Genomic DNA, 24,323 nt, shown 5'->3' on the forward strand with positions numbered 1-24,323 from the left:
TCAGTCCGCCGGGGGGAGTTCGCCCGAGCCGCGGGTGATCAGCCGGGTCGGCAGCTCGATGCGTTCGGGGATGACCAAGGTGCCGTCCAGCTGCCGGAAGAGACGCTCGGCGGCGGTGCGGCCGATCGCCGCCGCGTCCTGGGCGACCACCGTGACGCCCGGCTGGAGCAGGTCGGCGAGCTCGATGTCGTCGAAGCCGACCAGGGCGACGCGGCGGGACTGCTCGGCGAGCACCCGGATCACCGTGACCGTCACGCGGTTGTTGCCCGCGAAGACCGCCGTGACCGGGTCCGGGCCGGACAGCATCGCCTCGGCGGCCCGGCGCACCCGCTCGGGGTCGGTGACGCCGAGGGACATCCAGGAGTCCGCCACCGGTATGCCCGCGTCCTCCATCGCGGCCCGGTAGCCGCGCAGCCGCTCGGCGGCGGTGTGGATGCGGGGCATGTCGCCGATGAAGCCGATGCGGCGGTGCCCGTGGGCGATGAGGTGGGCGACGCCGTCGCGGGCGCCGCCGAAGTTGTCCGACAGCACCACGTCGGCGTCGATGTGCCCGGCCGGCCGGTCCACGAACACCGTGGCGACCCCCGCCTTGAGCTCCGGCTCCAGATACCGGTGGTCGTCCCCGGCCGGGATCACCACGAGACCGTCCACCCGCCGCGCGCACAGGGCCAGCACCAGCTCCTGCTCGCGCTCGGGGTCCTCCGCGCTGGAGCCGTTGATCAGCAGGGCGCCGTGCGCGCGGGCCACCTCCTCCACCGACCGGCTCAGCGGCCCGTAGAACGGGTCCGCGAGATCCTCCAGGACCAGGCCGATGCTCGCCGTGCGGCCCTTGCGCAGCACCCGGGCGCTGTCGTTGCGGCGGAAGCCGAGCGCGTCGATCGCCTCCTGGACCCGGCGCTCCGTCTCGGGGGTGACCCCGGGCTCTCCGTTCACGACCCGCGAGACCGTCTTGAGGCCCACCCCGGCACGGGCGGCCACGTCCTTCATGGTCGGACGGTTGCCGTAGCGTGTTGCGGAGCGGAGATGGGTCTGGGGCACGGTGCGGTGTCCTGTCCTGTCGTCCACGTGGGTGCGTCGGTCCTGGGCTTGTATGAGGATGTGGCGTCGAGCATAGAGCCTGGACAACGTTGTCAGGCTCGGGGGAGACTGTCCACCGCACCCTCCGGCCCGGGCACCGCCGCGGGGCCGGGGCCGCGGCTTGTCCTGCCCGATGGCTTTTTTCTCGGCGTTTTTCTCATGGTTGACGGGGAGATCCGACACTGATGCACACCGACCTCGTGGCCGCGCTCGACATCGGCGGCACCAAGATCGCCGGCGCCTTGGTGGACGGCCACGGCCGGATCCTGGTCCGCGCCCAGCGGCCGACGCCCGCCCGGGAGGACGGCGACACCGTGATGCGGGCCGTGGAGGAGGTGCTCGGCGAGCTCGCCGTCTCTCCGCTGTGGGAGCGCGCCGCGGCCGTCGGGATCGGCAGCGCCGGGCCCGTCGACGCATCGGCGGGCACGGTGAGCCCGGTGAACGTGCCCGGCTGGCGCGACTACCCGCTCGTCGCCCGGGTCCGGGCCGCGGCCGGGAACCTGCCCGTGGAGCTGATCGGCGACGGTGTGGCGATCACGGCGGCCGAGCACTGGCAGGGCGCCGCGCGCGGCCACGACAACGCGCTCTGCATGGTCGTCTCCACGGGCGTCGGTGGCGGCCTGGTGCTCGGCGGGCGGCTGCACCCCGGGCCCACGGGCAACGCGGGCCACATCGGCCACATCAGCGTGGACCTCGACGGCGATCTCTGCCCGTGCGGCTCGCGCGGCTGCGTCGAGCGCATCGCGAGCGGCCCCAACATCGCCCGCCGGGCCCTGGAGAACGGCTGGCGGCCCGGCCCCGACGGCGACACGTCCGCCGCGGCGGTGGCCGCCGCCGCCCGGTCCGGCGACCCGGTCGCGGTCGCCTCCTTCGACCGGGCCGCCCAGGCCCTGGCCGCCGGGATCGCCGCCACCGCGACCCTGGTGGAGATCGACATCGTCGTCATAGGCGGGGGAGTGGGCAAGGCGGGCGACCTGCTCTTCGCCCCCCTGCGCAAGGCCCTGCGCGGCTACGCGACCCTGTCCTTCGTCCAGCACCTGACCGTGGCACCGGCCCAGATGGGCACCGACGCGGGCCTGGTGGGTGCGGCTGCGGCAGCGCTGGCGAAGCGTGCGGACGCCGCCGCGGCAGGGGTGTGAGACCGGGCAGGAACGTTCAGGCGGTGCGGACCGGGCGTCTCCCGGGGCTCGCCCGCCCTTGATCCGGAAGGAACCCCTCCGGCCCAGGCGGCATCTGGCCCCGCGTGAGCGTCGGGATGCTGTTCTTCGGGCTGGGCTTCATGGGCGGGTGGGCGGCGGCCCTCGCCGCGCTGGGGTACGCCGTCGTCACGCTGGTGCGCGTCCGGTCACGGGACCGGACGAACCGGACGCGGCGCCACGGCCACCTCGCGGCCAGGCTGCTGGTCCCGGCGCCCGCGTACCGGCGCTTCGACGTGACGCTCGCCGTGGCGGCCCTGCCGGCCGACCTCTGGCTGGTGTCGGCGGTCATCGTGTTCGGGGCCGACGGCGTCTTCACCGAGGACTGGATGGGCTACCCCGGCATGATCGACCCCACCGGGCAGGGATACCAGGCCGGCGTGGTGAGCATGCTGCGCACGACCGCGTGGTGGACCGCGGGGATCGCCGTCCTCGCCCGGTGCTGGACGACCGCCGGCGTGCAGCTGTGCGTGCTGCCGCCCGCCGCCTGGTGGATCGGCTCGTTCGACACCTACTACACCTGACGGAGACCGGTTACCGCATCTGACGCGGACCGGTCCGGGATGCCGGGCTCTGTCACGGAAACCGACCGCATGTCAGTGCGATGTGACACGATCGCGCATGTGAGCAGCAGACCCGCCTCGGCGCAGCGCCTGAGCGACCTCGCCCGGCTGCGCCGCGTCAAGGACCGGATCGACCGGGAGTACGCGCAGCCGCTGGACGTCGAGGCGCTGGCCCGGGGAGTGCACATGTCGGCCGGGCACCTCAGCCGCGCGTTCCGGCAGGCGTACGGCGAGTCGCCGTACAGCTATCTCATGACGCGCCGCATCGAGCGCGCGATGGCGCTGCTGCGCCGCGGCGACCTCAGCGTCACCGAGGTGTGCTTCGAGGTCGGCTGCCAGTCGCTGGGCACCTTCAGCACGCGCTTCACCGAGCTGGTCGGCATGCCGCCGAGCGCCTACCGGCGGGAGGCGGCGCGCGCGACCGCCGGGATCCCGTCGTGCGTGGCGAAGCAGGTCACCAGACCGGTCAGGAATCGAGAAGCGCCCGCCGGGAGCCGAAACTAGCGTGGGGGCCATGGACATCACCATTCACGCGAGTTTCCTGCCGCACGACGACCCGGACGCCGCCCTGGCGTTCTACCGCGACACCCTCGGCTTCGAGGTCCGCAACGACGTCGGCTACGAGGGCATGCGCTGGATCACGGTCGGCCCCGCCGGCCAGCCCGGGACGAACATCGTCCTGCACCCGCCGGCCGCCGACCCCGGCATCACCGAGGACGAGCGCCGCACCATCGCCGAGATGATGGCCAAGGGCACCTACGCCAGCATCGTCCTCGCCACCCCCGATGTCGACGGCACCTTCGAGCGGCTGCAGGCGAGCGACGCCGAGGTGGTGCAGGAACCGGTGGACCAGCCCTACGGCGTCCGCGACTGCGCCTTCCGCGACCCCGCGGGCAACATGGTCCGCATCCAGCAGCTCAAGGGCCAGTAGCGGCCCGCGCAGTACCCACCCCGCGCCGCACCCGGGAGGGCCGGCGCGGGGCAACGAGATCGTCCGAGCGCGGCAGCCCCGCCCGAAAGATGGAGACACGATGAGCCAGGCCACGACGGCGGACAGACAGTCGCCCGGGCCGCACGTCGCCGACAGCCATGACGTGATCCGCGTGCACGGCGCGCGCGAGAACAACCTCAAGGACGTCAGCATCGAGATCCCGAAGCGCCGGCTGACGGTGTTCACCGGCGTCTCCGGCTCGGGCAAGAGCTCCCTGGTGTTCGACACGATCGCGGCGGAGTCGCAGCGGCTGATCAACGAGACCTACAGCGCCTTCCTGCAGGGGTTCATGCCGAACCTGGCCCGTCCCGACGTCGACGTGCTCGACGGGCTGACCACCGCGATCGCCGTCGACCAGCAGCGGATGGGCGGCGACCCGCGCTCCACGGTCGGCACCGCCACCGACGCCAACGCGATGCTGCGCATCCTCTTCAGCCGGCTCGGCGAGCCGCACATCGGCCCGCCCAGCGCGTACTCCTTCAACACCGCCTCGGTCAGCGCGAGCGGCGGGATCAGGGTCGAGCGCGGTGCGGACAAGACCAGGACGGTCAAGGCGACCTTCTCCCGCACCGGCGGCATGTGCACCCGCTGCGAGGGCCGCGGCAAGGTCTCCGACATCGACCTCACCCAGCTCTACGACGACTCCAAGTCGATCGCCGAGGGCGCCTTCACCATCCCCGGCTGGAAGGCGGACAACGTCTGGACCGTGGGCGTCTACGCCCAGTCCGGCTTCCTCGACCCGCACAAGCCGATCCGCCGGTTCACCAAGAAGGAGATGCAGGACTTCCTCTACGGCGAGCCGACCAAGGTCAAGGTCAACGGCGCCAACCTCACCTACGAGGGGCTCATCCCCAAGATCCAGAAGTCGTTCCTGTCCAAGGACAAGGAGGCGATGCAGCCGCACATCCGGGCGTTCGTGGAGCGGGCGGTCACCTTCACCACCTGCCCCGAGTGCGACGGCACCCGGCTGACGGCGGCGGCCCGGTCGTCGAAGATCGACAAGATCAGCATCGCCGACGTCTGTGCCATGGAGATCCGGGACCTGGCCGAGTGGGTCCGGGGTCTGACGGAGCCGTCGGTGGCCCCCCTGCTCACCGCGTTGCAGGGCACGCTCGACTCGTTCGTGGAGATCGGCCTCGGCTACCTGTCGCTCGACCGGCCGGCGGGCACGCTCTCGGGCGGCGAGGCGCAGCGCGTGAAGATGATCCGCCACCTCGGCTCCTCGCTCACCGACGTCACGTACGTCTTCGACGAGCCCACCATCGGCCTGCACCCGCACGACATCCAGCGCATGAACGACCTGCTGCTGCGGCTGCGGGACAAGGGCAACACGGTGCTCGTCGTGGAGCACAAGCCGGAGACGATCGCGGTCGCCGACCACGTCGTCGACCTCGGCCCGGGCGCCGGCACGGCGGGCGGCACGGTCTGCTTCGAGGGCACGGTCGAGGGACTGCGGGGGAGCGGCACCGTCACCGGCCGTCACCTGGACGACCGGGCCGTCCTCAAGGAGACGGTCCGCAAGCCCACCGGCGCACTGGAGATCCGGGGCGCGTCCGCCAACAACCTCCAGGCCGTCGACGTCGACGTGCCGCTCGGGGTGCTCACCGTCGTCACCGGAGTCGCCGGCTCCGGCAAGAGTTCGCTGCTGCACGGATCGATCCCCGCCGACGCGGGCGTGGTCTCGGTGGACCAGAGCCCGATCAAGGGGTCGCGGCGGAGCAATCCCGCCACCTACACCGGGCTGCTCGAACCGGTCCGCAAGGCGTTCGCCAAGGCCAACGGCGTGAAGCCGGCCCTGTTCAGCGCCAACTCCGAGGGCGCCTGCCCCACCTGCAACGGCGCCGGCGTCGTCTACGTCGACCTGGGCATGATGGCCGGCGTCGACACCCCCTGCGAGGACTGCGAGGGGAAGCGGTTCCAGGCCTCGGTGCTGGAGTACCACCTCGGCGGCCGCGACATCAGCGAGGTCCTGGCGATGTCGGTGACGGAGGCCGAGGAGTTCTTCGGCACCGGTGAGGCGCGCACCCCGGCCGCGCACCGGATCCTGGAGCGGCTCGCGGACGTCGGCCTCGGTTACCTCACCCTCGGTCAGCCGCTCACGACGCTGTCCGGCGGTGAGCGGCAGCGGCTGAAGCTGGCCACGCACATGGGCGACAAGGGCGGGATCTACCTCCTCGACGAGCCGACCACCGGCCTCCACCTCGCGGACGTCGAGCAGCTGCTCGGCCTGCTGGACCGGCTCGTCGACTCCGGCAAGTCGGTCGTCGTCATCGAGCACCACCAGGCGGTCATGGCGCACGCCGACTGGATCATCGACCTCGGCCCCGGCGCCGGTCACGACGGCGGCCGGATCGTCTTCGAGGGCACCCCGGCCGACCTCGTCGCGGCCCGCTCCACACTGACCGGGGAGCACCTCGCCGCCTACGTGGGCGCCTGAGGCGGCGGCAACCCGCACACCGGGTCGGACATAAAGGGCGAAAAGTGTGAATAGCGACACGCTCCGAGGGCACTCCGTCCCTGAACCACCCCCCTCGGAACGGAGCCGCTGATGATCATCAAGAAGATGCACGAAATGGGCGTCCGCAGCGAGCACGCCTACATGGCCGCCATGGCGTCCGTCGGCTTCAGCGTCGTCGCCTGGATGGGCTCCCTGAAGATGGAACCCGGCACCGGACTCGCCCGTGCCGACCGCTGGGGCATCTTCGTCGGCGAATGGGCACCCACCTTCTTCGGCCTCGGCCTCGCGCTGTCCCACTACGAACAGCACGACGGCACCCTCACGGCCGACGTCCACGAATTCCGGCAGACGAAGAAAGCCGGCTGAACGGCCCACCCCGACGAGCGCCCGGCGCCGTCTTCGCGGACCCTGATGCCATGGCGTCCGTGAAACCCGTCGTGGTCTACCCGCCTGCCGCGGACGGCGGCAGGCGGGTCCGTGTGGACGACCAGTTCCTCGGCATCGCCTACGGACTGCTGGACATCGCCGAATTCCTGCGGCGGGCGGGAATCGAGGACGCGGACGAGGCGTACGTGGCGGCGTCCGGGCTGATCGAGTGGCGGGGCGGCGGCCCCGGCACCTGGGGCACCGAACCGGACGGCGACCCGGCCTGAGGTATTTCCTCGCCCGGTCGTACGCCGCTGCGTGACCCCACAGCGCCTCGGGCCGTTGTGCCGGGCATGAAGAAGCGCAGCATGCTCGCCATCGCCTCCCTCGCCACCGGCTTCGTCGTCGCGGCGGTCACCCCGTCCCACGCCCTCGGGGAGAGCCTCGGCACTCTCAGCGTGGACGACACCCTCAAGACGCTCGACGAGACGGTCGCCAAGGACAGCCTGTCCCTGGACCGGGAGGACGGCAGCCAGGAGAAGGAGAAGGGCTGACGAGCCGCCCGGCCCCGGCCCACGGCGCCGGCGCTCCCCGCGTGAGGGGGGCGCCGGCGCCGTCGTCATGCGCCCTCAACTGCGGCTGGTTTTCGTGGCAGGGTGAAGCGGGCAAGCCTCAGGGGGCCAACAGAAGAGGGGGACCTGTGACCGTCGTCTGGATCAACGGCGCGTTCGGTGCGGGGAAGACCACCACCGCACGGGAGCTGATCGAACTGATCCCGAACAGCACGCTCTTCGACCCGGAGGTCATCGGCGGCGCGCTAGCCCACCTGCTGCCGCCCAAACACCTCGCCGAGGTCGGCGACTTCCAGGACCTGCCGATCTGGCGACGCCTCGTGATCGACACGGCGGCGGCGATGCTCGCCGAGCTCGGCGGGACCCTGGTGGTCCCCATGACCCTGCTGCGCCAGGAGTACCGCGACGAGATCTTCGGCGGACTGGCCGCGCGCAGGATTCCGGTCAGCCACATCCTGCTCGCTCCGGCCGAAACGATACTGCGGGAGCGCATAGCCGGCCGCGAGGTGCCACCCGACCTCCCCGACGGTGAGATGCGAATACGCCGGTGGTCCTTCGACCACATCGAGCCGTACCGGGCCGCCCTCGCCTCCTGGCTCACCGCCGATGCCCACCCCGTGGACACCAGCGACCTCACGCCGTACCAGACCGCCGCCCGCATCGCCGAGGCCGTCAACAGCGGTGCCGTGCCCGTCTGCGACATCGTGCAGACGCCCGAGCCCACCGCCGAGACGCTCGCGGCCGGGGTGCTCCTCTTCGACGAACAGGACCGGGTGCTCCTGGTCGACCCCACCTACAAGCCCGGCTGGGAGTTCCCCGGCGGGGTCGTCGAGCCCGGAGAGGCGCCCGCGCGGGCCGGGATGCGGGAGGTCGCCGAGGAGACCGGCATTCACCTCGAGGAAGTGCCCAGTCTGCTCGTCGTCGACTGGGAGCGGCCCGCGCCCCCCGGGTTCGGCGGACTGCGGCTCCTCTTCGACGGCGGTCTCCTCGCCTCCGCGGAGGCCGAACGGCTGCTGCTGCCCGGCCCCGAGCTGCGCGACTGGCGGTTCGTCACCGAGGAGGAGGCCGCCGAACTGCTGCCGCCCGTGCGCTACGAGCGACTGCGCTGGGCGCTGCGGGCGCGGGAACGCGGAGCCGCGTTCTACCTGGAAGCCGGGGTTCCGCTCGGCTGACGGCGAGCTGCCGGCCCGCGCCCTTTACCCGGCCCGGGGGATTCCGAGGGAAAAGCAAAAGGAAATGCCGCCGGACCCAGGGCCAATCGATTCCCAAGGAATCTCCCGCATTCCTCCATGCAGCGGGTAATCACACTCCCCACTTGCGTCAACACTGTTCCATGACCGCAAACAGTCCCTTTTCTGGCCCCTGCTCGGCTTGACCGGACTCGCACGGCGTTGCGAAAGTCCGCAGAGTCTCACGGCGGAAGTTACGACCGCCACCCAATTTTCCTTGCCCCAGGGGCAGATCCGGGATGTCCGTACGATGACCACGCAACACCAGCCGGTCGACACCGGCGGCGGCACCGCGCTGCTGACCGAGCCGTCGACGCAGGACCCCAGACCCGGCGGCACGGTCGTCGCCGGCCGCTCGCCGGCCCGGATGGCCTGGCGGCGGATCAGGCGGGACAAGGTCACCATGACCGCTCTGGTGGTCACCCTCCTGTTCATCGCCGTCGCCCTGCTCGCGCCGGTCCTCACCGCGGTGACCGGCTGGGGACCGATCACCCCCGACAACAAGGCGATCAACCCGGACACGGGCAACTTCCCCTACGGATCGCTGGGCGGCATCAGCGCCCAGCACCTGCTCGGCGTCGAACCGGGCACGGGCTACGACCTGTTCGCCCGGATCGTCTACGGCCTGCGCACCTCCCTCTACGTGGGATTCGCCTCGGCCGTGCTGTCCACCGCCGTCGGGGTCGTGGCGGGCCTCGCGGCCGGGTACTTCGGCGGCTGGGTCGACTCCCTGCTGTCCCGGATCATGGACGTGATGCTGGCGTTCCCGCAGCTGCTGTTCATCATCGCGCTGACCCCCGTGATCCAGAACGCGCTGCAGACCAACAGCCACGGCGGCACCGACGAGAACCTCCGGCTGCTCGTCCTCGTCCTCAACATCGCCGTCTTCGCCTGGGCGTACACCGCCCGGCTGGTGCGCGGACAGGTCCTGTCGCTGCGCGAGCGGGAGTTCGTCGACGCCGCGCGGCTGATGAGCGCCGGCCGGCGGCACATCCTCTTCCGGCAGCTGCTGCCCAACCTCTGGGCGCCGATCCTGATCTCCTTCGCGCTCGCCGTCCCGCAGAACATCACCACCGAGGCGGCCCTGTCGTACCTGGGTGTCGGCGTGATCCCGCCCAACCCCGACTGGGGAGCGCTGCTGTCGGACGCCTCCCAGTTCTTCCTCCAGGACCCGACGTACCTCTTCGTGCCGGGCGTCCTGCTCCTCGTCCTGGTCCTGGCGCTCAACCTCCTCGGGGACGGCGTCCGGGACGCCCTGGACCCCCGCGCCCGGCGCGGCTGACAAGCCACCCCCCGAGTATCGACCCGGCGGCCCCACGAACGGCCGCCGAGCCCGTAGCCAGAACGGAGTTTCCTCAATGACGCGCAACACGCGCAGATCGCGCACGGTCGCTCTCACGGCCTCCGCCGTGATGATCGCCCTGGGGGCCACCGCATGCGGAGGGTCCTCCGGCAGCAGCGGCAGCGGCGCCCCCGGCAAGGGCGGCACCCTGACCATCCTGGACAAGGCCGACTTCGACCACCTGGACCCCCAGCGCGTCTACACGACCGAGGGCCAGAGCATGGACCAGGAGATCGTCCGGACCCTCACGGGCTGGGAGGAGACCGGCCCGAAGCCGAAGCTGGTCGGCGATCTGGCCACCGACACCGGCACGCCGAGCAAGGATGCCACAGTGTGGACCTTCCACCTGCGGCACGGCGTCAAGTACCAGGACGGCACCGAGGTCACCGCACAGGACGTCAAGTACGGCGTGGAGCGGGGCTTCTCCTCCGACATCAACGGCGGCCCGCCCTACGCGGCGCAGTGGCTCGTCGGCGGCTCCGACTACAAGGGCCCCTACCAGGGCAAGGAACTCGGCTCCATCCAGACGCCGGACAAGTACACCATCGTCTTCCACCTGAACCAGCCGGTGGCCGACTTCAACGAGACCACCGCGATGCCCGGCTGGTCCGCCGTGCCCAAGGCCCATGACACCGGCTCGACCTATGACACCAAGGTCTGGTCGGACGGCCCGTACATGATCAAGTCGTACACGAAGAACAAGGAACTCGTCCTCACCCGGAACCCGCACTGGTCGCAGTCGACCGACCCGATCCGGCAGCAGAACGTCGACGGGATGGACGTCAAGTTCGGCCAGGACGAGTCGGCCATCGACCAGCAGCTCAAGGCCGACGCCGGCACCGCCCAGACCTCGATCCAGCAGTGGCCGATCGCCGGATCCGACCTGGCCCAGATGGCCAACGACCCGTCCCTCAAGGGCCGTTACTACAAGATTCCCGCACCCGGCATCAACTACCTGGCGATCAACACCACCCGCGTCAAGGACCTCCGGGTGCGCCAGGCGATCGAGTACGCCATCGACAAGACCACGGTCCGCGGCGCCTTCGGCGGCTCGGCGTACGGCGACTACGCCACCACCATGCTGAGCCCCGGCATCGGCGGCTACCAGAAGTTCAACCTGTACAGCGCCAACCCGGCCGGCAACCTCGCCCAGGCCAAGGCCCTGATGAAGCAGGCGGGCAATCCGAAGCTGACGATGTCGATCGCGGTGGAGAACACTCCCACCCATGAGCACTTCGCCGACGCGGTGAAGACCGCGCTGGAGCGCATCGGCATCCACGTCAACATCTCCCCGATCGACGCGTCGAACTACTTCAGCACCGTCAACAACACGAAGAACCAGTACGACCTGACCTGGGGCGACTGGATCGCCGACTGGCCGAACGCCTCCACGGTGCTGCCCACCCTCTTCGACGGCCGGCTGATCAAGAAGAACCCGCAGGCCAACCAGGACCTGTCGTACCTGAACGACCCGAAGGTCAACGCGCTGATCGACAAGGCCGCCAAGCTCTCGGACGTCCAGCAGCGCAACGCCACCTACGGACAGATCGACCGGCAGGTCCTGAAGGACGCCGCCGTGGTCCCGCTGATGTACATGAACTTCACCGAGATGTCCGGCTCCAAGGTCGGCGGGGTCATCCCCGACTCGATCGTGGCCGAGCCGAGCCTCGTCCACGTCTACATCAAGCACTGACGGACGCGTCGCCTCTCCACCCCCGCCGGCGGCCCCGGCCGCCGGCGGGCATCCCACTCACGTCAGGTCCCGGCACCCCATGTTTCGTTACCTCATCAGACGCCTTCTGGCGGCGGCCCTGATCATGCTGGTGATCACCACGATCACCTTCTTCATCTTCTTCGCCCTGCCGTCCGACCCCGCGCTCCTGGCCTGCGGCAAGACCTGCTCGCCCTCCCGCCTCGCGGAGATCAAGCACTCCCTGGGCCTGGACCAGAGCTACCTGACGCAGTACTGGGAGTTCTTCAAGGGGCTCTTCGTCGGCCGTGACTTCGGCGACCAGAGCGTGCGCATCCACTGCGGGGCGCCCTGCCTCGGCGTCTCCTTCCAGACCGACACCCCCGTGCTGACCACCCTGCTCCAGGACTTCCCGGCGGACCTCTCCCTCGGGCTCGGCGCCGCCGTGGCCTTCCTGATCCTGGGCGTCGGCCTCGGCACCGTGGCGGCGGTGCGCAGGGGCAGGGCCGCGGACAAGGCGGCGGTCGGACTCGCCCTGTTCGGTGTGTCGGTGCAGATCTACTTCATCGGTCTGCTCCTGCTGTACGTGTTCGTCGACAAGTTCCAGATCCTGCCGACCTCCGGCTACACCTCGATCACCGAGGACCCGGTCGGCTGGTTCCAGGGGCTGATCCTGCCGTGGACCACCCTCGTCATCGTCTACCTCGCGATGTACACCCGGCTCACCCGCTCCTCCATGCTGGAGGTCTTCGCCGAGGACTACATGCGCACCGCCCGCGCCAAGGGCCTGTCCGCCTCCAAGGTCGTCCTCAAGCACGGGCTGCGGGCCGCCATCACCCCGATCATCACCATCTTCGGCATGGACGTCGGCTCCCTGATCGGCGGCTCCGCGGTCATCACCGAGTCGGTGTTCGGCATCAACGGCATCGGCAAGCTCGCCGTCGACTCCGTCCAGAACTCCGACCTGCCGGTCATCCTCGGCACCACGCTCTTCGCCGCGACGTTCGTCGTCATCGCCAACGTCGTCGTCGACCTGGTGTACGGCCTCGTCGACCCGCGCGTGCGCCTCGCCTGAGCCCTTCTTTCGTCCTTAGGAACACCCGTGTCCGTTCAGACCTCACCGCAGCCCGCGGACCTCGCGCCCGCGCCCGCCCCCTTCCTCGACGTACGCGACCTCAGGGTGCACTTCCCCACCGAGGACGGCCTCGTCAAGTCCGTCGACGGCGTCTCCTTCACCCTGGAGAAGGGCCGCACCCTCGGCATCGTCGGCGAGTCCGGCTCCGGCAAGTCGGTGACCTCACTGGCCCTGCTCGGACTGCACAAGGGCACCCGCGCCCAGGTCGGCGGCGAGATCTGGCTGGAGGGCAAGGAGCTCGTCGCCCTGCCCGAGGCCGAGATGCGCGAGCTGCGCGGCCGCACGGTCTCCATGATCTTCCAGGACCCGCTCTCCGCGCTGCACCCCTTCTTCACCGTCGGCTCCCAGATCGCCGAGGCCTACCGCGTGCACCACCAGGTCTCCAAGAAGGAGGCCAAGGACCGCGCGGTGGAGATGCTCAAGCGGGTCGGCATCCCGCAGCCCGAACGCCGGGTCCGGGACTACCCCCACCAGTTCTCCGGCGGCATGCGCCAGCGCGCCATGATCGCCATGTCCCTGGTCTGCGACCCCGCCCTGCTCATCGCCGACGAGCCCACCACCGCCCTGGACGTCACCGTCCAGGCGCAGATCCTCGACCTCATCGGCGACCTCCAGGAGGAGTTCGGCTCCGCCGTCGTCATCATCACCCACGACCTCGGCGTGGTCGCCGACGTCGCCGACGACATCCTGGTGATGTACGGCGGCCGCCGCATCGAGTACGGCACCACCCGGGACGTCCTCAAGGACCCCCAGCACCCCTACACCTGGGGCCTGTTGCAGTCCATGCCGCACCTCACCGGCGACGTCGGGGAGCGGCTCAACCCGATCCCGGGCACGCCGCCCAGCCTGATCAACCTGCCCGAGGGCTGCGCCTTCCACCCGCGCTGCGCCTACAAGGGCTGGGTCCCGGAAGGGCGGTGCACGGTGGAACGGCCCGAGCTGCGCCTCGTCTCCGGCAGCGAACGGCACCTCGCCGCCTGCCACCTCGCCGACGAGGCCAAGCAGGAGATCCGCGGCGGAACGGGCCCGGACGAGCGCCGCGCCGGAACCGACCGGGCCGCGCAGTGACGGCGGCGGACGAAAGGGAGCATGCCGTGAGCACCACCGAGCCCCGCACCGGGCACAGCACCGACCGCCCGAGCGGCGAGAACCTCCTCGACGTACGCGGTCTGCAGAAGCACTTCCCCATCCGGCAGGGCATCATCTTCCAGCGGCAGATCGGGGCCGTCCGCGCCGTCGACGGCATCGACTTCTCGGTCGGGGCCGGCGAGTCACTGGGCCTGGTCGGCGAGTCGGGCTGCGGCAAGTCCACCACGGGCCGCCTGATCACCCGGCTGCTCGAACCCACCGGCGGATCCGTGGTGTTCGACGGCCAGGACATCACGCACCAGCCCCCGGGGCGGATGCAGGAGGCCCGCCGGAGCCTCCAGATGATCTTCCAGGACCCGTACTCCTCGCTGAACCCCCGGCACACCGTCGGCACCATCATCGAGACGCCGATGCGGCTCAACGGCATCAACCCGCCCCAGGGCCACAAGAAGCGCGCCCAGGAACTGCTGGAGACGGTCGGCCTCAACCCCGAGCACTACAACCGCTACCCGAACGAGTTCTCCGGCGGCCAGCGCCAGCGCATCGGCATCGCCCGCGCCCTCGCCCTGCGGCCGAAGCTGATCGTCGCCGACGAACCCGTCTCCGCGCTGGACGTCTCCATCCAGGCGCAGGTCGTCAACCTGCTCCAGGACCTCCAGCGGGAGTTCGGCATCGCCTTCCTCTTCATCGCGCACGACCTCGCCGTCGTACGGCACTTCTCCGAACGCGTCGCCGTGATGTACCTGGGCAAGATCGTCGAGGTCGCCGACCGGGAGTCCCTCTACACCCGGCCGCGGCACCCCTACACGCACGCCCTGCTGTCCGCCGTGCCCGAGGCCGACCCGGACGCCGTCGAGCGGCGCGAGCGCATCCGGCTGGCCGGGGACGTGCCCTCACCGATCGACCCGCCCTCCGGCTGCCGCTTCCGCACCCGCTGCTGGAAGGCCCAGGACAAGTGCGCCGCCGAGGAGCCCCCGCTCGTGCGCGTCGAGGGCAGCCCCTCGGGCCATCTGACCGCCTGCCACTTCCCCGAGGAGCCGACGGTCGCGGCCCGCGAGGAGGACATCGTCCTGGACCCGGCGCTCGGCTAGGGCCTGCCGAATGAGACATGGACGTCTCATCTGAACGGATCTTATGAATCATGAGACGTCGGTGTCTCATACGAAAGGACTACTCGGATATCAACCGTCGCGGCGATCCGCTGTCGAGGGCTCGGGGCGAACCATGAAGGGAGCCTGCAGAAAGGTGGTGGCACGATGCCGCACCGAGAACTCGATTCCCTCCTCGACGAGCTGACACGCATCGCGGCGCTTCCGCTGGAGCGCGGTGAAACGCTCCCGGCCCGGGCTTACACCAGCGAGGACTTCTACCGCCTGGAGCGGGAGCACATTTTCCGCGCCGACTGGCTGTGCGCCGGCCACGTGGACCAGGTCGCCCGGCCCGGCGACTACCTGCGCACCGATGTGCTGGGCGAACCGCTGGTCATCACGCGTGACGAGGACGGCGAGCTGCACGCGCTGTCCCGCGTGTGCCGCCACCGGTTCATGGACGTGCTCCCTGCGGAGACCACGCCCGAGCAAGGGTCCCTGAAGCGGCTGACGTGCCCGTACCACACGTGGACGTACCGGCTGAACGGCGAGTACGCCGGGCAGCTGGCCGGCGCGCCCCTGATGGGCAAGGTGGACTTCGACCGTGCGGCGTGCCGGCTCCCCAGGTACCGCCTGGAGGTGTGGAACGGCCTGATCATGATCTGCGCCGATCCCGAGGCACCGGCGCTGGGCCCGCAGCTCGACGGGCTGACGGACAGGCTGGCCCCCTACCGGCTGGCGGATCTGATCGTGGCCTACACCGCCGGCTGGGAGAACATCCCCGCGAACTGGAAGGTGGGACTGGAGAACGGCTCGGAGAACTACCACCACATGGGGAGCCACGCGGCCACCCTGGAGCCGTTGCTGCCGGGCAGGGACACCGTCGTCGACGAGTGCGACGGGCGCTGGTTCACCATGTACACGCCCTTCGCCGCGGACGCCCTGGCGGAGGCGGCGACGACGGCGGAAGCGGCCGGGGACGGCGCGCCGGGGGCGGTAGGCACCCTGATCCCCGGGCTCGGAGAGCGCGAACTGTCAGGGATGACGATCGCGGGTGTCTTTCCCCACCTGGCGATGGCCCTCCTGCCGGACAGCGTGACCTTCCTGCGGCAGATCCCCACGGGCCCGGGCACCCACGACGCCCACTTCACGGTGCTCGTGCCGGCCGAGGTCCGGGACAAGCCGGGATTCGACGCCTACGTGGCCGCCGCGCGTCAGCAGCTGGAGACCATCCAGAGCGAGGATCTGGTGGCCATCCGAGGAGTGCAGCGGGGACTGGCCACCGATCCGGGGCCGTCGGGCGGGCGCTTCTCGCACCTGGAGCGTCCCCTGTGGCAGTTCCAGCGTTATCTCGCCGACCGCCTCGTCGACCGTACGCCGGTGCCGTGACCGACCGCGTCGTGGCCCGCATCGCAGTGATGCCCGCGCGCCGCGTTGCGCAGTGCGCGGGACGCCCCGGCCGTCACCGGATCGCCGTGACCGAAGCAGGCCACGTCCGCGCCGAGGTCCGCCAGCCGCCCGCAGGCGGCGAGGACCTGGCCGCGATCGAGGTTGAACACGCCGGGGATCACCGAGCCGTCCACGGGTGACGCCGCGACCGTGTCACCCGTGAACAGCACGCCGTGCCGCGGGAGATGGAGCGCGATGCTGCCCCGCGTGTGCCCCGGCACATGGACGACGTGCGCCCCGCCGCCCACCTCCAGCACCTCGCCGCCGCTCAGCTCCGTCACCTCCTTTGGCCGGACGAAGCCGCCCTGCGGCAGCAGCCGCCGCGCCTGCTCGTGCAGCGGCCGCTCCCAGTCCTCGAACAGGGGCTCCGGCCCCGGGAGTTCACCCCGCACGAACGGCGCGTCCAGCCGGTGCGCCAGCACCTCGGCCCCACTGAGCGCGACGAACTCGCCCGCCCCGCCCACGTGGTCCTCGTGGAAGTGCGTGAGCACGATCCGCCGCACGGCCCGGGGATCCGAACCCAGCGCGGTCACCGCCTCGGCGATCGCCGCCCCGGAGCCCGCGGGGCCGGCGTCGATCAGCGTCCACGCGTCGCCGTCACGCCAGAGGTAGGCCTGGCCGACCGGGAAGCGCAGGAGATGGAGGCGGGGGAGGAGCGCGACGACGTCCATGGGACGACCGTAGAGAAGGCCCCCGCCCGAGGACGAGGGCCTTCTGCCGAGAGCAGAGCGGTCAGCCCGCCGCGTAGTTCCGCAGGAACAGCGCCTCCGCCACCGACAGCCGCTCCAGCTCCTCGGGCGACACGCTCTCGTTCACCGCGTGGATCTGTGCCTCCGGCTCGCTCAGCCCGATGAGCAGGATCTCCGCCCGCGGGTACAGGGCGGCGAGGGTGTTGCACAGCGGGATCGAGCCGCCCTGCCCGGCGTACTGCATCTCCTGCCCCGGGTACGCCACCGCCATCGCGTCCGCCATGGCCTGGTACGCCGGGCTGGTGGTGTCGGCGCGGAAGGCCTGGCCCTGGCCGATCTGCTCGGTGCTGACCCGCGCGCCCCACGGCGTGTGCGCCTCCAGGTGGGCCTGGAGCAGCTTGGTCGCCTCGGCGGCGTCCACACCCGGCGGCACCCGCAGGCTGACCAGTGCACGGGCGCTCGCCTGCACCGACGGGGTGGCGCCGACGACGGGCGGGCAGTCGATGCCGAGCACGGTCACGGCCGGGCGCGCCCAGATGCGGTCGGCGACCGTCCCCGACCCGATCAGCTCGACGCCGTCCAGCACCTTGGCGTCCCGCCGGAACTGCTCCTCGTCGTACTGCAGTCCGTCCCAGGCCGCGTCGGCGGTGAGCCCGTCGACGGTCGTCGAACCGTCCTCGGCGCGCAGCGAGTCCAGGACGCGGATCAGGGCGGCCAGGGCGTCCGGCGCGGCACCGCCGAACTGGCCCGAGTGCAGATTGCCCGCGAGCGTGTCGACGCTCACCCGCAGCATCGTCATGCCCCGCAGGGTCGAGGTGACCGTCGGCAGACCGACCCGGAAGTTGCCCGCGTCGCCGATGACGATCGTGTCCGCCTCCAGCAGGCGCGGGTGTTCCTCGGCGTACCGTTCCAGGCCGCCCGTGCCCATCTCCTCCGAGCCCTCGGCGATCACCTTCACGTGGACCGGCACGCCGCCGTTCGCCTTCAGCGCGCGCAGCGCCAGCAGATGCATGATCAGACCGCCCTTGCAGTCGGCGGTCCCGCGCCCGTACCAGCGCCCGTCCCGCTCGGTCAGCTCGAACGGCGGGGTCGTCCAGCCGGCCTCGTCCAGCGGCGGCTGCACGTCGTAGTGGGCGTAGAGCAGGACGGTCTTCGCGCCCGCCGGGCCGGGCAGGTAGCCGTAGACCGACTGCGTGCCGTCGGGGGTGTCGAGCAGCGCCACGTCCTGGAAGCCCTCGGCGGTCAACGCGTCCGCGACCCAGCGGGCGGCGCCCTCGCTCTCGCTCCTCGGGAACTGCTCGAAGTCGGCCACCGACCGGAAGGCCACCAGTTCGGTGAGCTCCTGCTTCGCCCTGGGCATCAGCGAGGCGACGGTCTCGGCGACCGGATTGGGCGACATGGGCACGCTCCTTGTGGGTGCGACGTTGTAGCGGTGAGTGCCGTAGATCCTCCCACAGCGGCCTGTGACCGGGTCGGCCGTAGGATGCGGGAGGTAGCAGCGGCAGGCGGCTTGATCGGAGCAGTAGACCATCGTGAGCAGCGAGAACTCTTCGGCGGACGACGTGCGGCAGGTGTGGGACGTCGTCGTGGTGGGCGCGGGACCGGCGGGCGCTTCGGCCGCGTACGCGGCGGCGGTCGCCGGGAGACGCGTGCTGTTGCTGGAGAAGGCGGAGCTGCCGCGGTACAAGACGTGCGGCGGCGGCATCATCGGCCCCTCCCGCGACTCGCTGCCGCCCGGCTTCGAGCTGCCCCTCAGGGACCGGGTGCACGCGGTGACGTTCTCCAACAACGGCCGCTTCACGCGCACGCGCCGGTCCCGGCAGATGCTGTTCGGGCTGATCAACCGGCCCGAGTTCGACCAGCAGCTCGTCGAGCACGCGCAGAAGGCGGGCGCCGAGCTGCGTACGGGGGTCACGGTCCAGCGGGTCGAGCAGCACGGCTCCGCGGTGCCGGACCGGCGCACGGTGGCGGTCGTCCTGCAGGGCGGCGAGGTCGTGCTGGCGCGGGCCGTGGTCGGGGCGGACGGCAGCGCCAGCCGCATAGGTGCCCACGTCGGGGTCAAGGTCGAGCAGGTGGATCTCGGCCTGGAGGCGGAGATCCCGGTGCCGGACACGGTCGCCGAGGACTGGAAGGGGCGGGTGCTCATCGACTGGGGCCCGATGCCCGGCAGTTACGGCTGGGTCTTCCCCAAGGGCGACACCCTGACGGTCGGGGTGATCTCGGCGCGCGGTGAAGGCGCCGCGACGAAGCGGTACTTGGAGGAGTTCATCGGGCGGCTGGGCCTGGCGGGCTTCGAACCGAGCATCTCCTCCGGGCACCTGACCCGCTGCCGGGCCGACGACTCGCCGCTGTCGCGCGGGCGGGTGCTGGTGTGCGGTGACGCGGCGGGGCTGCTGGAGCCGTGGACCCGCGAGGGCATCTCCTTCGCGCTGCGCTCGGGGCGGCTCGCGGGGGAGTGGGCGGTGCGGATCGCCGAGGCGCACGACGCCGTGGACACGCGCCGGCAGGCCCTCAACTACGCGTTCGCGGTCAAGGCCGGGCTGGGCGTGGAGATGAGCGTCGGCAAGCGGCTGCTGACCGTGTTCGAGCGCCGCCCCGGCCTGTTCCACGCGGCGCTGACGGGCTTCCGGCCGGCCTGGAAGGCGTTCAAGGAGATCACCCAGGGCTCGACGTCGCTGGGCGAGATCGTCCGCACGCACCCGATGGCCCAGAAGGCCCTGACCGCCCTGGACCGCCGTCCGGTGACCGTCGACGAGGTCAGCCCGTCGGAGTGATCTCGAAGACCGGGTGGTCGGGGGCGATGCGGCGCAGCTCGGCGTCCGGGGAGTCGGGGCCCACGCCGTTGAAGAAGACCCCGACCTCCGCCTTCCAGCGCTTGAGGTAGGCGCGCAGGATCGGGGCCTTGTCGTCGTCGGCCACCTCCGTCGCGGTGAACGGGTCCACGCGCTTGCCGAGGTGCAGTTCGCCGCCGCCCGCGGCGCGCATGTTGTGCGTCCACTGGACGTGACCGCGGGGCGCGACCAGGTACTGCCGGCCGTCGAGGGTGAGCAGGTTGACCGGAGTGGTACGCCACTGGCCGCTCTTGCGGCCGCGGACGGCGAGGACGCGGGAGCCCCAGACGCTGACGCCGCGGCGGGTCAGCCAGGCCACGAAGCGGTTGAAGACGTTGACCGTGAGCCAGCCGGGCTTCTGGACGTGTGTGGACATGGGGTCCCCCTGAGAGTGGATGGAGCGGTGCTCTCTTTTGTGAGCACTGCTCTCGCTTGGCTGGTGCCAGTCTGCACGAGACTGCTGCTCCAAAGCAAGAGCAGTGCTCTCGCTTGTGTCTGGCGCTCTCGTTTGTGTGCACCGCTCTGCTTTCATGGCACACTGCCCCGCATGAGCACCGCACACGGCGCCCGCGCCCGGGCCAGGATCGAAGTCACCGCGGCCATCAAGGACGAGGCCCGCAGACAGCTCGCCGCCGAGAGCGCCGCCAAGCTCTCCCTGCGTGCCGTGGCCCGCGAGCTCGGCATGGTCTCCTCCGCGCTGTACCGCTACTTCCCCAGCCGTGACGACCTGCTGACCGCGCTCATCATCGACGCCTACGACTCCCTCGGCGAGAGCGCCGAGGCGGCCCACCGCGCGGCAGCCGAATCCGGCCCTCGACAGCGCTGGATCACCGTCTGCGAGGCCGTGCGCGCCTGGGCGCTCGCCCGTCCGCACGAGTACGCCCTCATCTACGGCTCGCCCGTCCCCGGCTACACCGCGCCCGAGACCACCGTCCCGGCCGCCGCCCGGGTCGGCAACCTCCTCATCGGCATCCTGCGCGACGCCTACCGCGGCCTCGGTCTGGCCCGGCCCTCCCTGCCCGCCGAACTGCGTCCCGAGGCCGAGCGGATGGCCGCCGACCTCGCGCCGGACCTCCCGCCCGAAACGGTGACGGCCCTCGTCGCGGCCTGGGCCCAGCTGTACGGACTGGTCGGCTTCGAGCTGTTCGGACAGTTCAACCGGGTGGTGGAGGACCGCGAGACGTTCTTCCGACACGCGGCGGGGCAACTCGCCCAGGGGGTGGGGCTGGTGTATCCGCAGCGGGGGCCGGCCGCCTAGCGCCGACGCGTCGACGGCTGCCGTACTCCCCGTGGAGTACGCGTGATCACCACGCCGGGGTGACGCCCTCGTCGCCGGGCGGCGTCTAGCGTGGCCGGTATGGACGAGCAGTGGGTGCGGGGCGGGTCGCCGCAGGGGTGGCGGCACGGGCCGCCGTGGGGGGACCGGTGGGGGGAGGGGGAGCGTGCGCCCCGGTGGCCTTGGCGGTCCACCGTCGTCGTCACGGTGTTCGTCCTGGCCGGGTCCACTTTCGCCGCGCACGGCCAGCAGGGCGAGCGGGTGGACCTGGACCCCTCCGCGCGCGTGCTCCTGCTCGTGGCCGGCGTGCTGCTGCTGTGGCGGAAGCGGTACCCGGTGGCCGTGGTGTTCGGTACCGCGGGTGCCGTCCTGGTCTACTTCGGGGCCGGGTATCCGTACGGGCCGGTGCTGTTCACCGTCGCACTGGCGTGCTTCAGCGCGATCGTCGCCGGACACCGGTGGGCGGCGTGGGGCGCGATGGCGGCGCTGTGGGCCGGGCACGTGCTGATGGGGCACTGGCTGTACGCGTGGCTGCCGCCCTCGGGGGACTCCGCCGCCCCCTGGGGCGAGCAGATCGTCGTCGCGACCTGGGTGGTGGCGGTCGCGGCGGTGTCGGAGCTGTTCCGGGTCCGGCGCGAGCAGTGGGCCCGCGAGCGGGCCGAGCGGGCCGAGGCCGCGCGGCGGCGGGCCGACGAGGAGCGGCTGCGGATCGCGCGGGAGCTGCACGACGTCCTCGCGCACAGCATCTCCGTGATCAACGTGCAGGCGGGTGTCGGTCTCGCCCTCCTGGACTCCGACCCCGAGCAGGCCCGTACGGCGCTCACCACCATCAAGGACAAGAGCAAGGAGGCGCTCGGCGAGGTCCGCCAGGTGCTCGACACGCTGCGCGCCCCCGGTGCCGCCCCCCGCGCCCCCGCGCCCGGGCTCGACCGGCTGCCCGAGCTGGTGGAGCAGGCGGCGAGCGCCGGCCTCACGGTGGACGTCGAGGGGGAACCGCCCCGGCTCGCGCCCGGCACGGACCTCGCCGCCTTCCGGATCGTCCAGGAGGCCCTGACCAACGTCGTACGGCACTCCGGGTCGCGGCACGCGCGCGTGCGCCTCGCCCACGACGCGGGCGCGCTGCGGCTGCGCGTCGACGACGACGGGCCCGCGACCGGCACGGACGCGGGCGGCAGCGGCAACGGGCTGGCCGGGATGCGGGAGCGGGCCGCCGCGCTGGGTGGCACGATCGAGGCCGGACCCCGCCCGGACGGCGGCTTCCGGGTGCTCGCCGTACTGCCGCTGACGCCTTCGGCCGACACGTGAGCCGAACCAGACCCGCTGGAGGAGAACCGGTGATCCGTGTACTGCTCGCCGACGACCAGTCACTGGTCCGGGCTGGGTTCCGGGCGCTGCTCGACGCGCAGCCGGACATCGAGGTGGCCGCCGAGGGCGCCGACGGGGAGGAGGCCGTGCGCCGGGTCCGCGAACTGCGGCCGGACGTCGTCCTGATGGACATCCGCATGCCCGCGCTCGACGGCCTGGCCGCGACCCGGCGGATCACCGAGGACCCGGCCCTGAAGGACGTCAAGGTGGTCATGCTCACCACCTTCGAGCTCGACGAGTACGTCTTCGAGGCGATCCGCTCGGGCGCCTCCGGCTTCCTGGTCAAGGACACCGAGCCGGACGAACTCCTGCGCGCGGTACGGGCGGTGGTGGCGGGGGACGCGCTGCTCTCGCCCGGCGTGACGCGGCGGCTGATCGCCGAGTTCGCGGCCCGCTCCAAGGAACCGGCGGCGGCCGACGCGCTGGCCCGGCTCACCGAGCGGGAGCGGGAGGTGATGGCCCTGGTCGGCATCGGCCTGTCCAACGAGGAGATCGCCCGCCGACTGGTCGTCAGCCCGCTCACCGCCAAGACCCACGTCAGCCGCACGATGGTGAAGCTCGGCGCCCGCGACCGGGCCCAACTGGTCGTCCTCGCCTACGAGTCGGGGCTGGTACGGCCGGGCTGGCTGGGCTGAGCCGCCGACCGGAACCGGACCAGCACACTGACCACCCGGACGGCGAAGAGGACGGGCGCGAGCACCATCCCGACGCGCAGCAGCAGGCTCTCCGGCGTGTCCGGCAGGTCGAAGAGGAGCGCGGGGCCGGCCACGGCCCCGAAGACGACCGCAGCGGCGAAGGCCGCACTGCACAGCGCGTAGCCGATCTCGACGGTGATCGCGTCCCGTTCGGCCTGCGTGCGCCGTCCCCCGTGATGAGTCATACGGCGAGTCAAACAGGACGGCGACCGGCGGGCAAGCGACTAGGTGTGCTGTCCGGACAGCACATCTAGGCGGCGACGCCGGCTGCGGGCTTGTCCAGGACGTACGCCGTGTAGCGGGTGGCGCGCCCGATGGCCCGGTGGGCCCGGACGACGGCGATGACCTCGTCCCAGTCCCGCGCGTCGAGTGTCCTCAGGCCGGGCCACCGCACGCACAGGGCCCGTCGGCCGGCCCGGGTGGACGCGGCGCCGACGAACAGGGCGCAGAGTCCGGCCGCCCGGTGGAGCACGGGGGTGGTCCAGTCGAGGATCCGGCGCGTGGTGAAGCCGGCGGCGGACGCCGTCCGCGGGTACCGCTCGCACGGTTCGAGGTCGTCGAAACGCCACGTCGCGCGGACGAGGCCCGTCGGGTCGAGGGCCCCGATCGGCTGATCCGTACGGGACGTGACATCCACCAGGACGAGCCGGCCTCCGGGGCGGAGCAGCCGGAAGCTTTCGTTCAGGAACGACCTGCGGCCCTCATGGCCGAAGTGGAAGGCGGCCTCCAGGCAGTGCACGCGGTCGAAGGAGCCATCCGTCAGCGGGATCTCCGCAGCCCGCGGCGGCAGGGCCGTGGCGTCGGCGACGGCGAAACGCACACCGGGAAGGCCACCGAAGCGGCGACGCGCCTGGTCGATCTGCGCGGGCTGGACGTCCACCCCCAGCGCCCGGCATCCCGCGGCGCCCAACCGCGCCGTCGTGGCGCCGCGACCGCATCCCGCGTCCAGGACGAGCTGTCCGGGCCGGGCGTCAAGCAACGCCAGCGACCGGCGGGCCAGTCGGCGCTGGAAGGGCACCGGCCCGGTCAGCACCACGAACGGCAGGGTGGGCAGCGTGAAGTAGCCGATGTCGGCCAGGCTGTCCCAGCCGAGGTGCCGCAGCACCCGGAAGAGCACGCTGTCGTCGTTGTACGCACTCGCCAGGTCCCGGCCGTCACCCATCCCGCAGCCTCCGTTCCCCAGCCGCCCCCACACCGCTACCACTACCCCTCTCACCGCGCG

25 protein-coding genes are annotated in these 24,323 nt (G+C 71.5%); 19 read left to right on the plus strand and 6 right to left on the minus strand.

Annotated elements, in window-relative coordinates; translation table 11 throughout:
• Positions 1 to 1,038 carry a LacI family DNA-binding transcriptional regulator gene (locus tag ABZ386_RS07315; RefSeq protein WP_355727936.1) on the minus strand — a complete coding sequence of 346 codons (1,038 nt, stop codon included), beginning with the start codon at positions 1,036 to 1,038 and terminating at the stop codon, positions 1 to 3.
• Positions 1,039 to 1,262: 224 nt separating this feature from the next.
• On the opposite strand from ABZ386_RS07315, the gene ABZ386_RS07320 reads away from it, so the two are divergent.
• The 15 genes from ABZ386_RS07320 to ABZ386_RS07390 all read left to right on the plus strand — a co-directional run bounded on the left by ABZ386_RS07320 (position 1,263) and on the right by ABZ386_RS07390 (position 16,185).
• Entirely contained in the window at positions 1,263 to 2,216 is a 954-nt protein-coding gene (locus ABZ386_RS07320; protein ID WP_356505719.1) for an ROK family protein, read from the plus strand.
• Between the two features lie 104 nt (positions 2,217 to 2,320).
• Positions 2,321 to 2,797, plus strand: a complete 477-nt coding sequence (locus ABZ386_RS07325; protein ID WP_356505717.1) for a hypothetical protein — start codon at positions 2,321 to 2,323, stop codon at positions 2,795 to 2,797.
• 99 nt (positions 2,798 to 2,896) lie between these two features.
• A complete protein-coding gene (locus ABZ386_RS07330; RefSeq protein ID WP_198678076.1) occupies positions 2,897 to 3,340 on the plus strand; it encodes a helix-turn-helix transcriptional regulator in 444 nt (147 codons plus the stop codon).
• Positions 3,341 to 3,350: 10 nt separating this feature from the next.
• Positions 3,351 to 3,767 (plus strand): VOC family protein, encoded by a 417-nt coding sequence (locus ABZ386_RS07335; protein ID WP_198678075.1) that lies wholly within the window; start codon positions 3,351 to 3,353, stop codon positions 3,765 to 3,767.
• A gap of 100 nt (positions 3,768 to 3,867) precedes the next feature.
• A complete protein-coding gene (locus ABZ386_RS07340; protein WP_358964082.1) occupies positions 3,868 to 6,264 on the plus strand; it encodes an excinuclease ABC subunit UvrA in 2,397 nt (798 codons plus the stop codon).
• A gap of 111 nt (positions 6,265 to 6,375) precedes the next feature.
• Positions 6,376 to 6,651: a hypothetical protein gene (locus tag ABZ386_RS07345; RefSeq protein WP_351336669.1), complete on the plus strand. Its 276-nt coding sequence runs from the start codon at positions 6,376 to 6,378 to the stop codon at positions 6,649 to 6,651.
• 50 nt (positions 6,652 to 6,701) lie between these two features.
• Entirely contained in the window at positions 6,702 to 6,938 is a 237-nt protein-coding gene (locus ABZ386_RS07350; RefSeq protein WP_351336666.1) for a hypothetical protein, read from the plus strand.
• Between the two features lie 66 nt (positions 6,939 to 7,004).
• Positions 7,005 to 7,205, plus strand: coding sequence for a hypothetical protein (locus tag ABZ386_RS07355; protein ID WP_351336663.1), 201 nt, complete (start codon positions 7,005 to 7,007; stop codon positions 7,203 to 7,205).
• Between the two features lie 146 nt (positions 7,206 to 7,351).
• Entirely contained in the window at positions 7,352 to 8,395 is a 1,044-nt protein-coding gene (locus tag ABZ386_RS07360; RefSeq protein ID WP_355720585.1) for an NUDIX domain-containing protein, read from the plus strand.
• 307 nt (positions 8,396 to 8,702) lie between these two features.
• Complete coding sequence (locus tag ABZ386_RS07365; protein WP_114250482.1) at positions 8,703 to 9,734, plus strand: ABC transporter permease; 1,032 nt, start codon at positions 8,703 to 8,705, stop codon at positions 9,732 to 9,734.
• Positions 9,735 to 9,810: 76 nt separating this feature from the next.
• Positions 9,811 to 11,487 carry an ABC transporter substrate-binding protein gene (locus ABZ386_RS07370; RefSeq protein WP_351336655.1) on the plus strand — a complete coding sequence of 559 codons (1,677 nt, stop codon included), beginning with the start codon at positions 9,811 to 9,813 and terminating at the stop codon, positions 11,485 to 11,487.
• Between the two features lie 79 nt (positions 11,488 to 11,566).
• Complete coding sequence (locus tag ABZ386_RS07375; RefSeq protein WP_351336652.1) at positions 11,567 to 12,559, plus strand: ABC transporter permease; 993 nt, start codon at positions 11,567 to 11,569, stop codon at positions 12,557 to 12,559.
• Between the two features lie 27 nt (positions 12,560 to 12,586).
• Positions 12,587 to 13,687 carry an ABC transporter ATP-binding protein gene (locus tag ABZ386_RS07380; RefSeq protein ID WP_351336650.1) on the plus strand — a complete coding sequence of 367 codons (1,101 nt, stop codon included), beginning with the start codon at positions 12,587 to 12,589 and terminating at the stop codon, positions 13,685 to 13,687.
• A gap of 26 nt (positions 13,688 to 13,713) precedes the next feature.
• Entirely contained in the window at positions 13,714 to 14,799 is a 1,086-nt protein-coding gene (locus tag ABZ386_RS07385; RefSeq protein ID WP_351336647.1) for a dipeptide ABC transporter ATP-binding protein, read from the plus strand.
• Positions 14,800 to 14,964: 165 nt separating this feature from the next.
• The gene (locus ABZ386_RS07390; RefSeq protein WP_358964085.1) at positions 14,965 to 16,185 is read left to right on the plus strand and encodes an aromatic ring-hydroxylating dioxygenase subunit alpha; all 1,221 of its coding nucleotides are present in this window, start codon (positions 14,965 to 14,967) and stop codon (positions 16,183 to 16,185) included.
• On the opposite strand, the gene ABZ386_RS07395 is transcribed toward ABZ386_RS07390, so the two are convergent.
• Positions 16,143 to 16,916, minus strand: a complete 774-nt coding sequence (locus ABZ386_RS07395) for an MBL fold metallo-hydrolase (protein WP_355720575.1) — start codon at positions 16,914 to 16,916, stop codon at positions 16,143 to 16,145. The two genes, ABZ386_RS07390 and ABZ386_RS07395, sit on opposite strands and share 43 nt — an antisense overlap.
• 61 nt (positions 16,917 to 16,977) lie before the next feature.
• A complete protein-coding gene (locus tag ABZ386_RS07400) occupies positions 16,978 to 18,333 on the minus strand; it encodes a dipeptidase (protein ID WP_351336639.1) in 1,356 nt (451 codons plus the stop codon).
• 133 nt (positions 18,334 to 18,466) lie between these two features.
• Between ABZ386_RS07400 and ABZ386_RS07405 the strand changes: the two genes are divergently transcribed.
• On the plus strand, positions 18,467 to 19,708 hold the full coding sequence (locus ABZ386_RS07405) for a geranylgeranyl reductase family protein (protein WP_351336636.1): 1,242 nt from the start codon (positions 18,467 to 18,469) through the stop codon (positions 19,706 to 19,708).
• Here ABZ386_RS07405 and ABZ386_RS07410 read toward each other — a convergent pair.
• Positions 19,692 to 20,141 carry a nitroreductase family deazaflavin-dependent oxidoreductase gene (locus tag ABZ386_RS07410; RefSeq protein WP_355720570.1) on the minus strand — a complete coding sequence of 150 codons (450 nt, stop codon included), beginning with the start codon at positions 20,139 to 20,141 and terminating at the stop codon, positions 19,692 to 19,694. The genes ABZ386_RS07405 and ABZ386_RS07410 overlap by 17 nt on opposite strands.
• A gap of 171 nt (positions 20,142 to 20,312) precedes the next feature.
• Here ABZ386_RS07410 and ABZ386_RS07415 point away from each other — a divergent pair, with 171 nt between their 5' ends.
• The 3 genes from ABZ386_RS07415 (at position 20,313) to ABZ386_RS07425 (ending at position 23,041) form a co-directional block, all read left to right on the plus strand.
• Positions 20,313 to 21,023 carry a TetR/AcrR family transcriptional regulator gene (locus ABZ386_RS07415; protein WP_358964089.1) on the plus strand — a complete coding sequence of 237 codons (711 nt, stop codon included), beginning with the start codon at positions 20,313 to 20,315 and terminating at the stop codon, positions 21,021 to 21,023.
• Positions 21,024 to 21,122: 99 nt separating this feature from the next.
• On the plus strand, positions 21,123 to 22,346 hold the full coding sequence (locus ABZ386_RS07420; protein ID WP_358964092.1) for a sensor histidine kinase: 1,224 nt from the start codon (positions 21,123 to 21,125) through the stop codon (positions 22,344 to 22,346).
• A gap of 29 nt (positions 22,347 to 22,375) precedes the next feature.
• Positions 22,376 to 23,041, plus strand: coding sequence for a response regulator transcription factor (locus ABZ386_RS07425; protein ID WP_358964095.1), 666 nt, complete (start codon positions 22,376 to 22,378; stop codon positions 23,039 to 23,041).
• Here the strand turns inward: ABZ386_RS07425 and ABZ386_RS07430 are convergent.
• Complete coding sequence (locus ABZ386_RS07430) at positions 23,002 to 23,286, minus strand: DUF6332 family protein (protein WP_358964097.1); 285 nt, start codon at positions 23,284 to 23,286, stop codon at positions 23,002 to 23,004. The genes ABZ386_RS07425 and ABZ386_RS07430 overlap by 40 nt on opposite strands.
• Positions 23,287 to 23,351: 65 nt before the next feature.
• Positions 23,352 to 24,263 (minus strand): class I SAM-dependent methyltransferase, encoded by a 912-nt coding sequence (locus tag ABZ386_RS07435; protein WP_358964100.1) that lies wholly within the window; start codon positions 24,261 to 24,263, stop codon positions 23,352 to 23,354.
• Positions 24,264 to 24,323: the final 60 nt, after the last annotated feature.

Origin of the sequence: Streptomyces sp. NPDC006140 (genome assembly GCF_040628815.1) — a bacterium.
GTDB lineage: Bacteria > Actinomycetota > Actinomycetes > Streptomycetales > Streptomycetaceae > Streptomyces.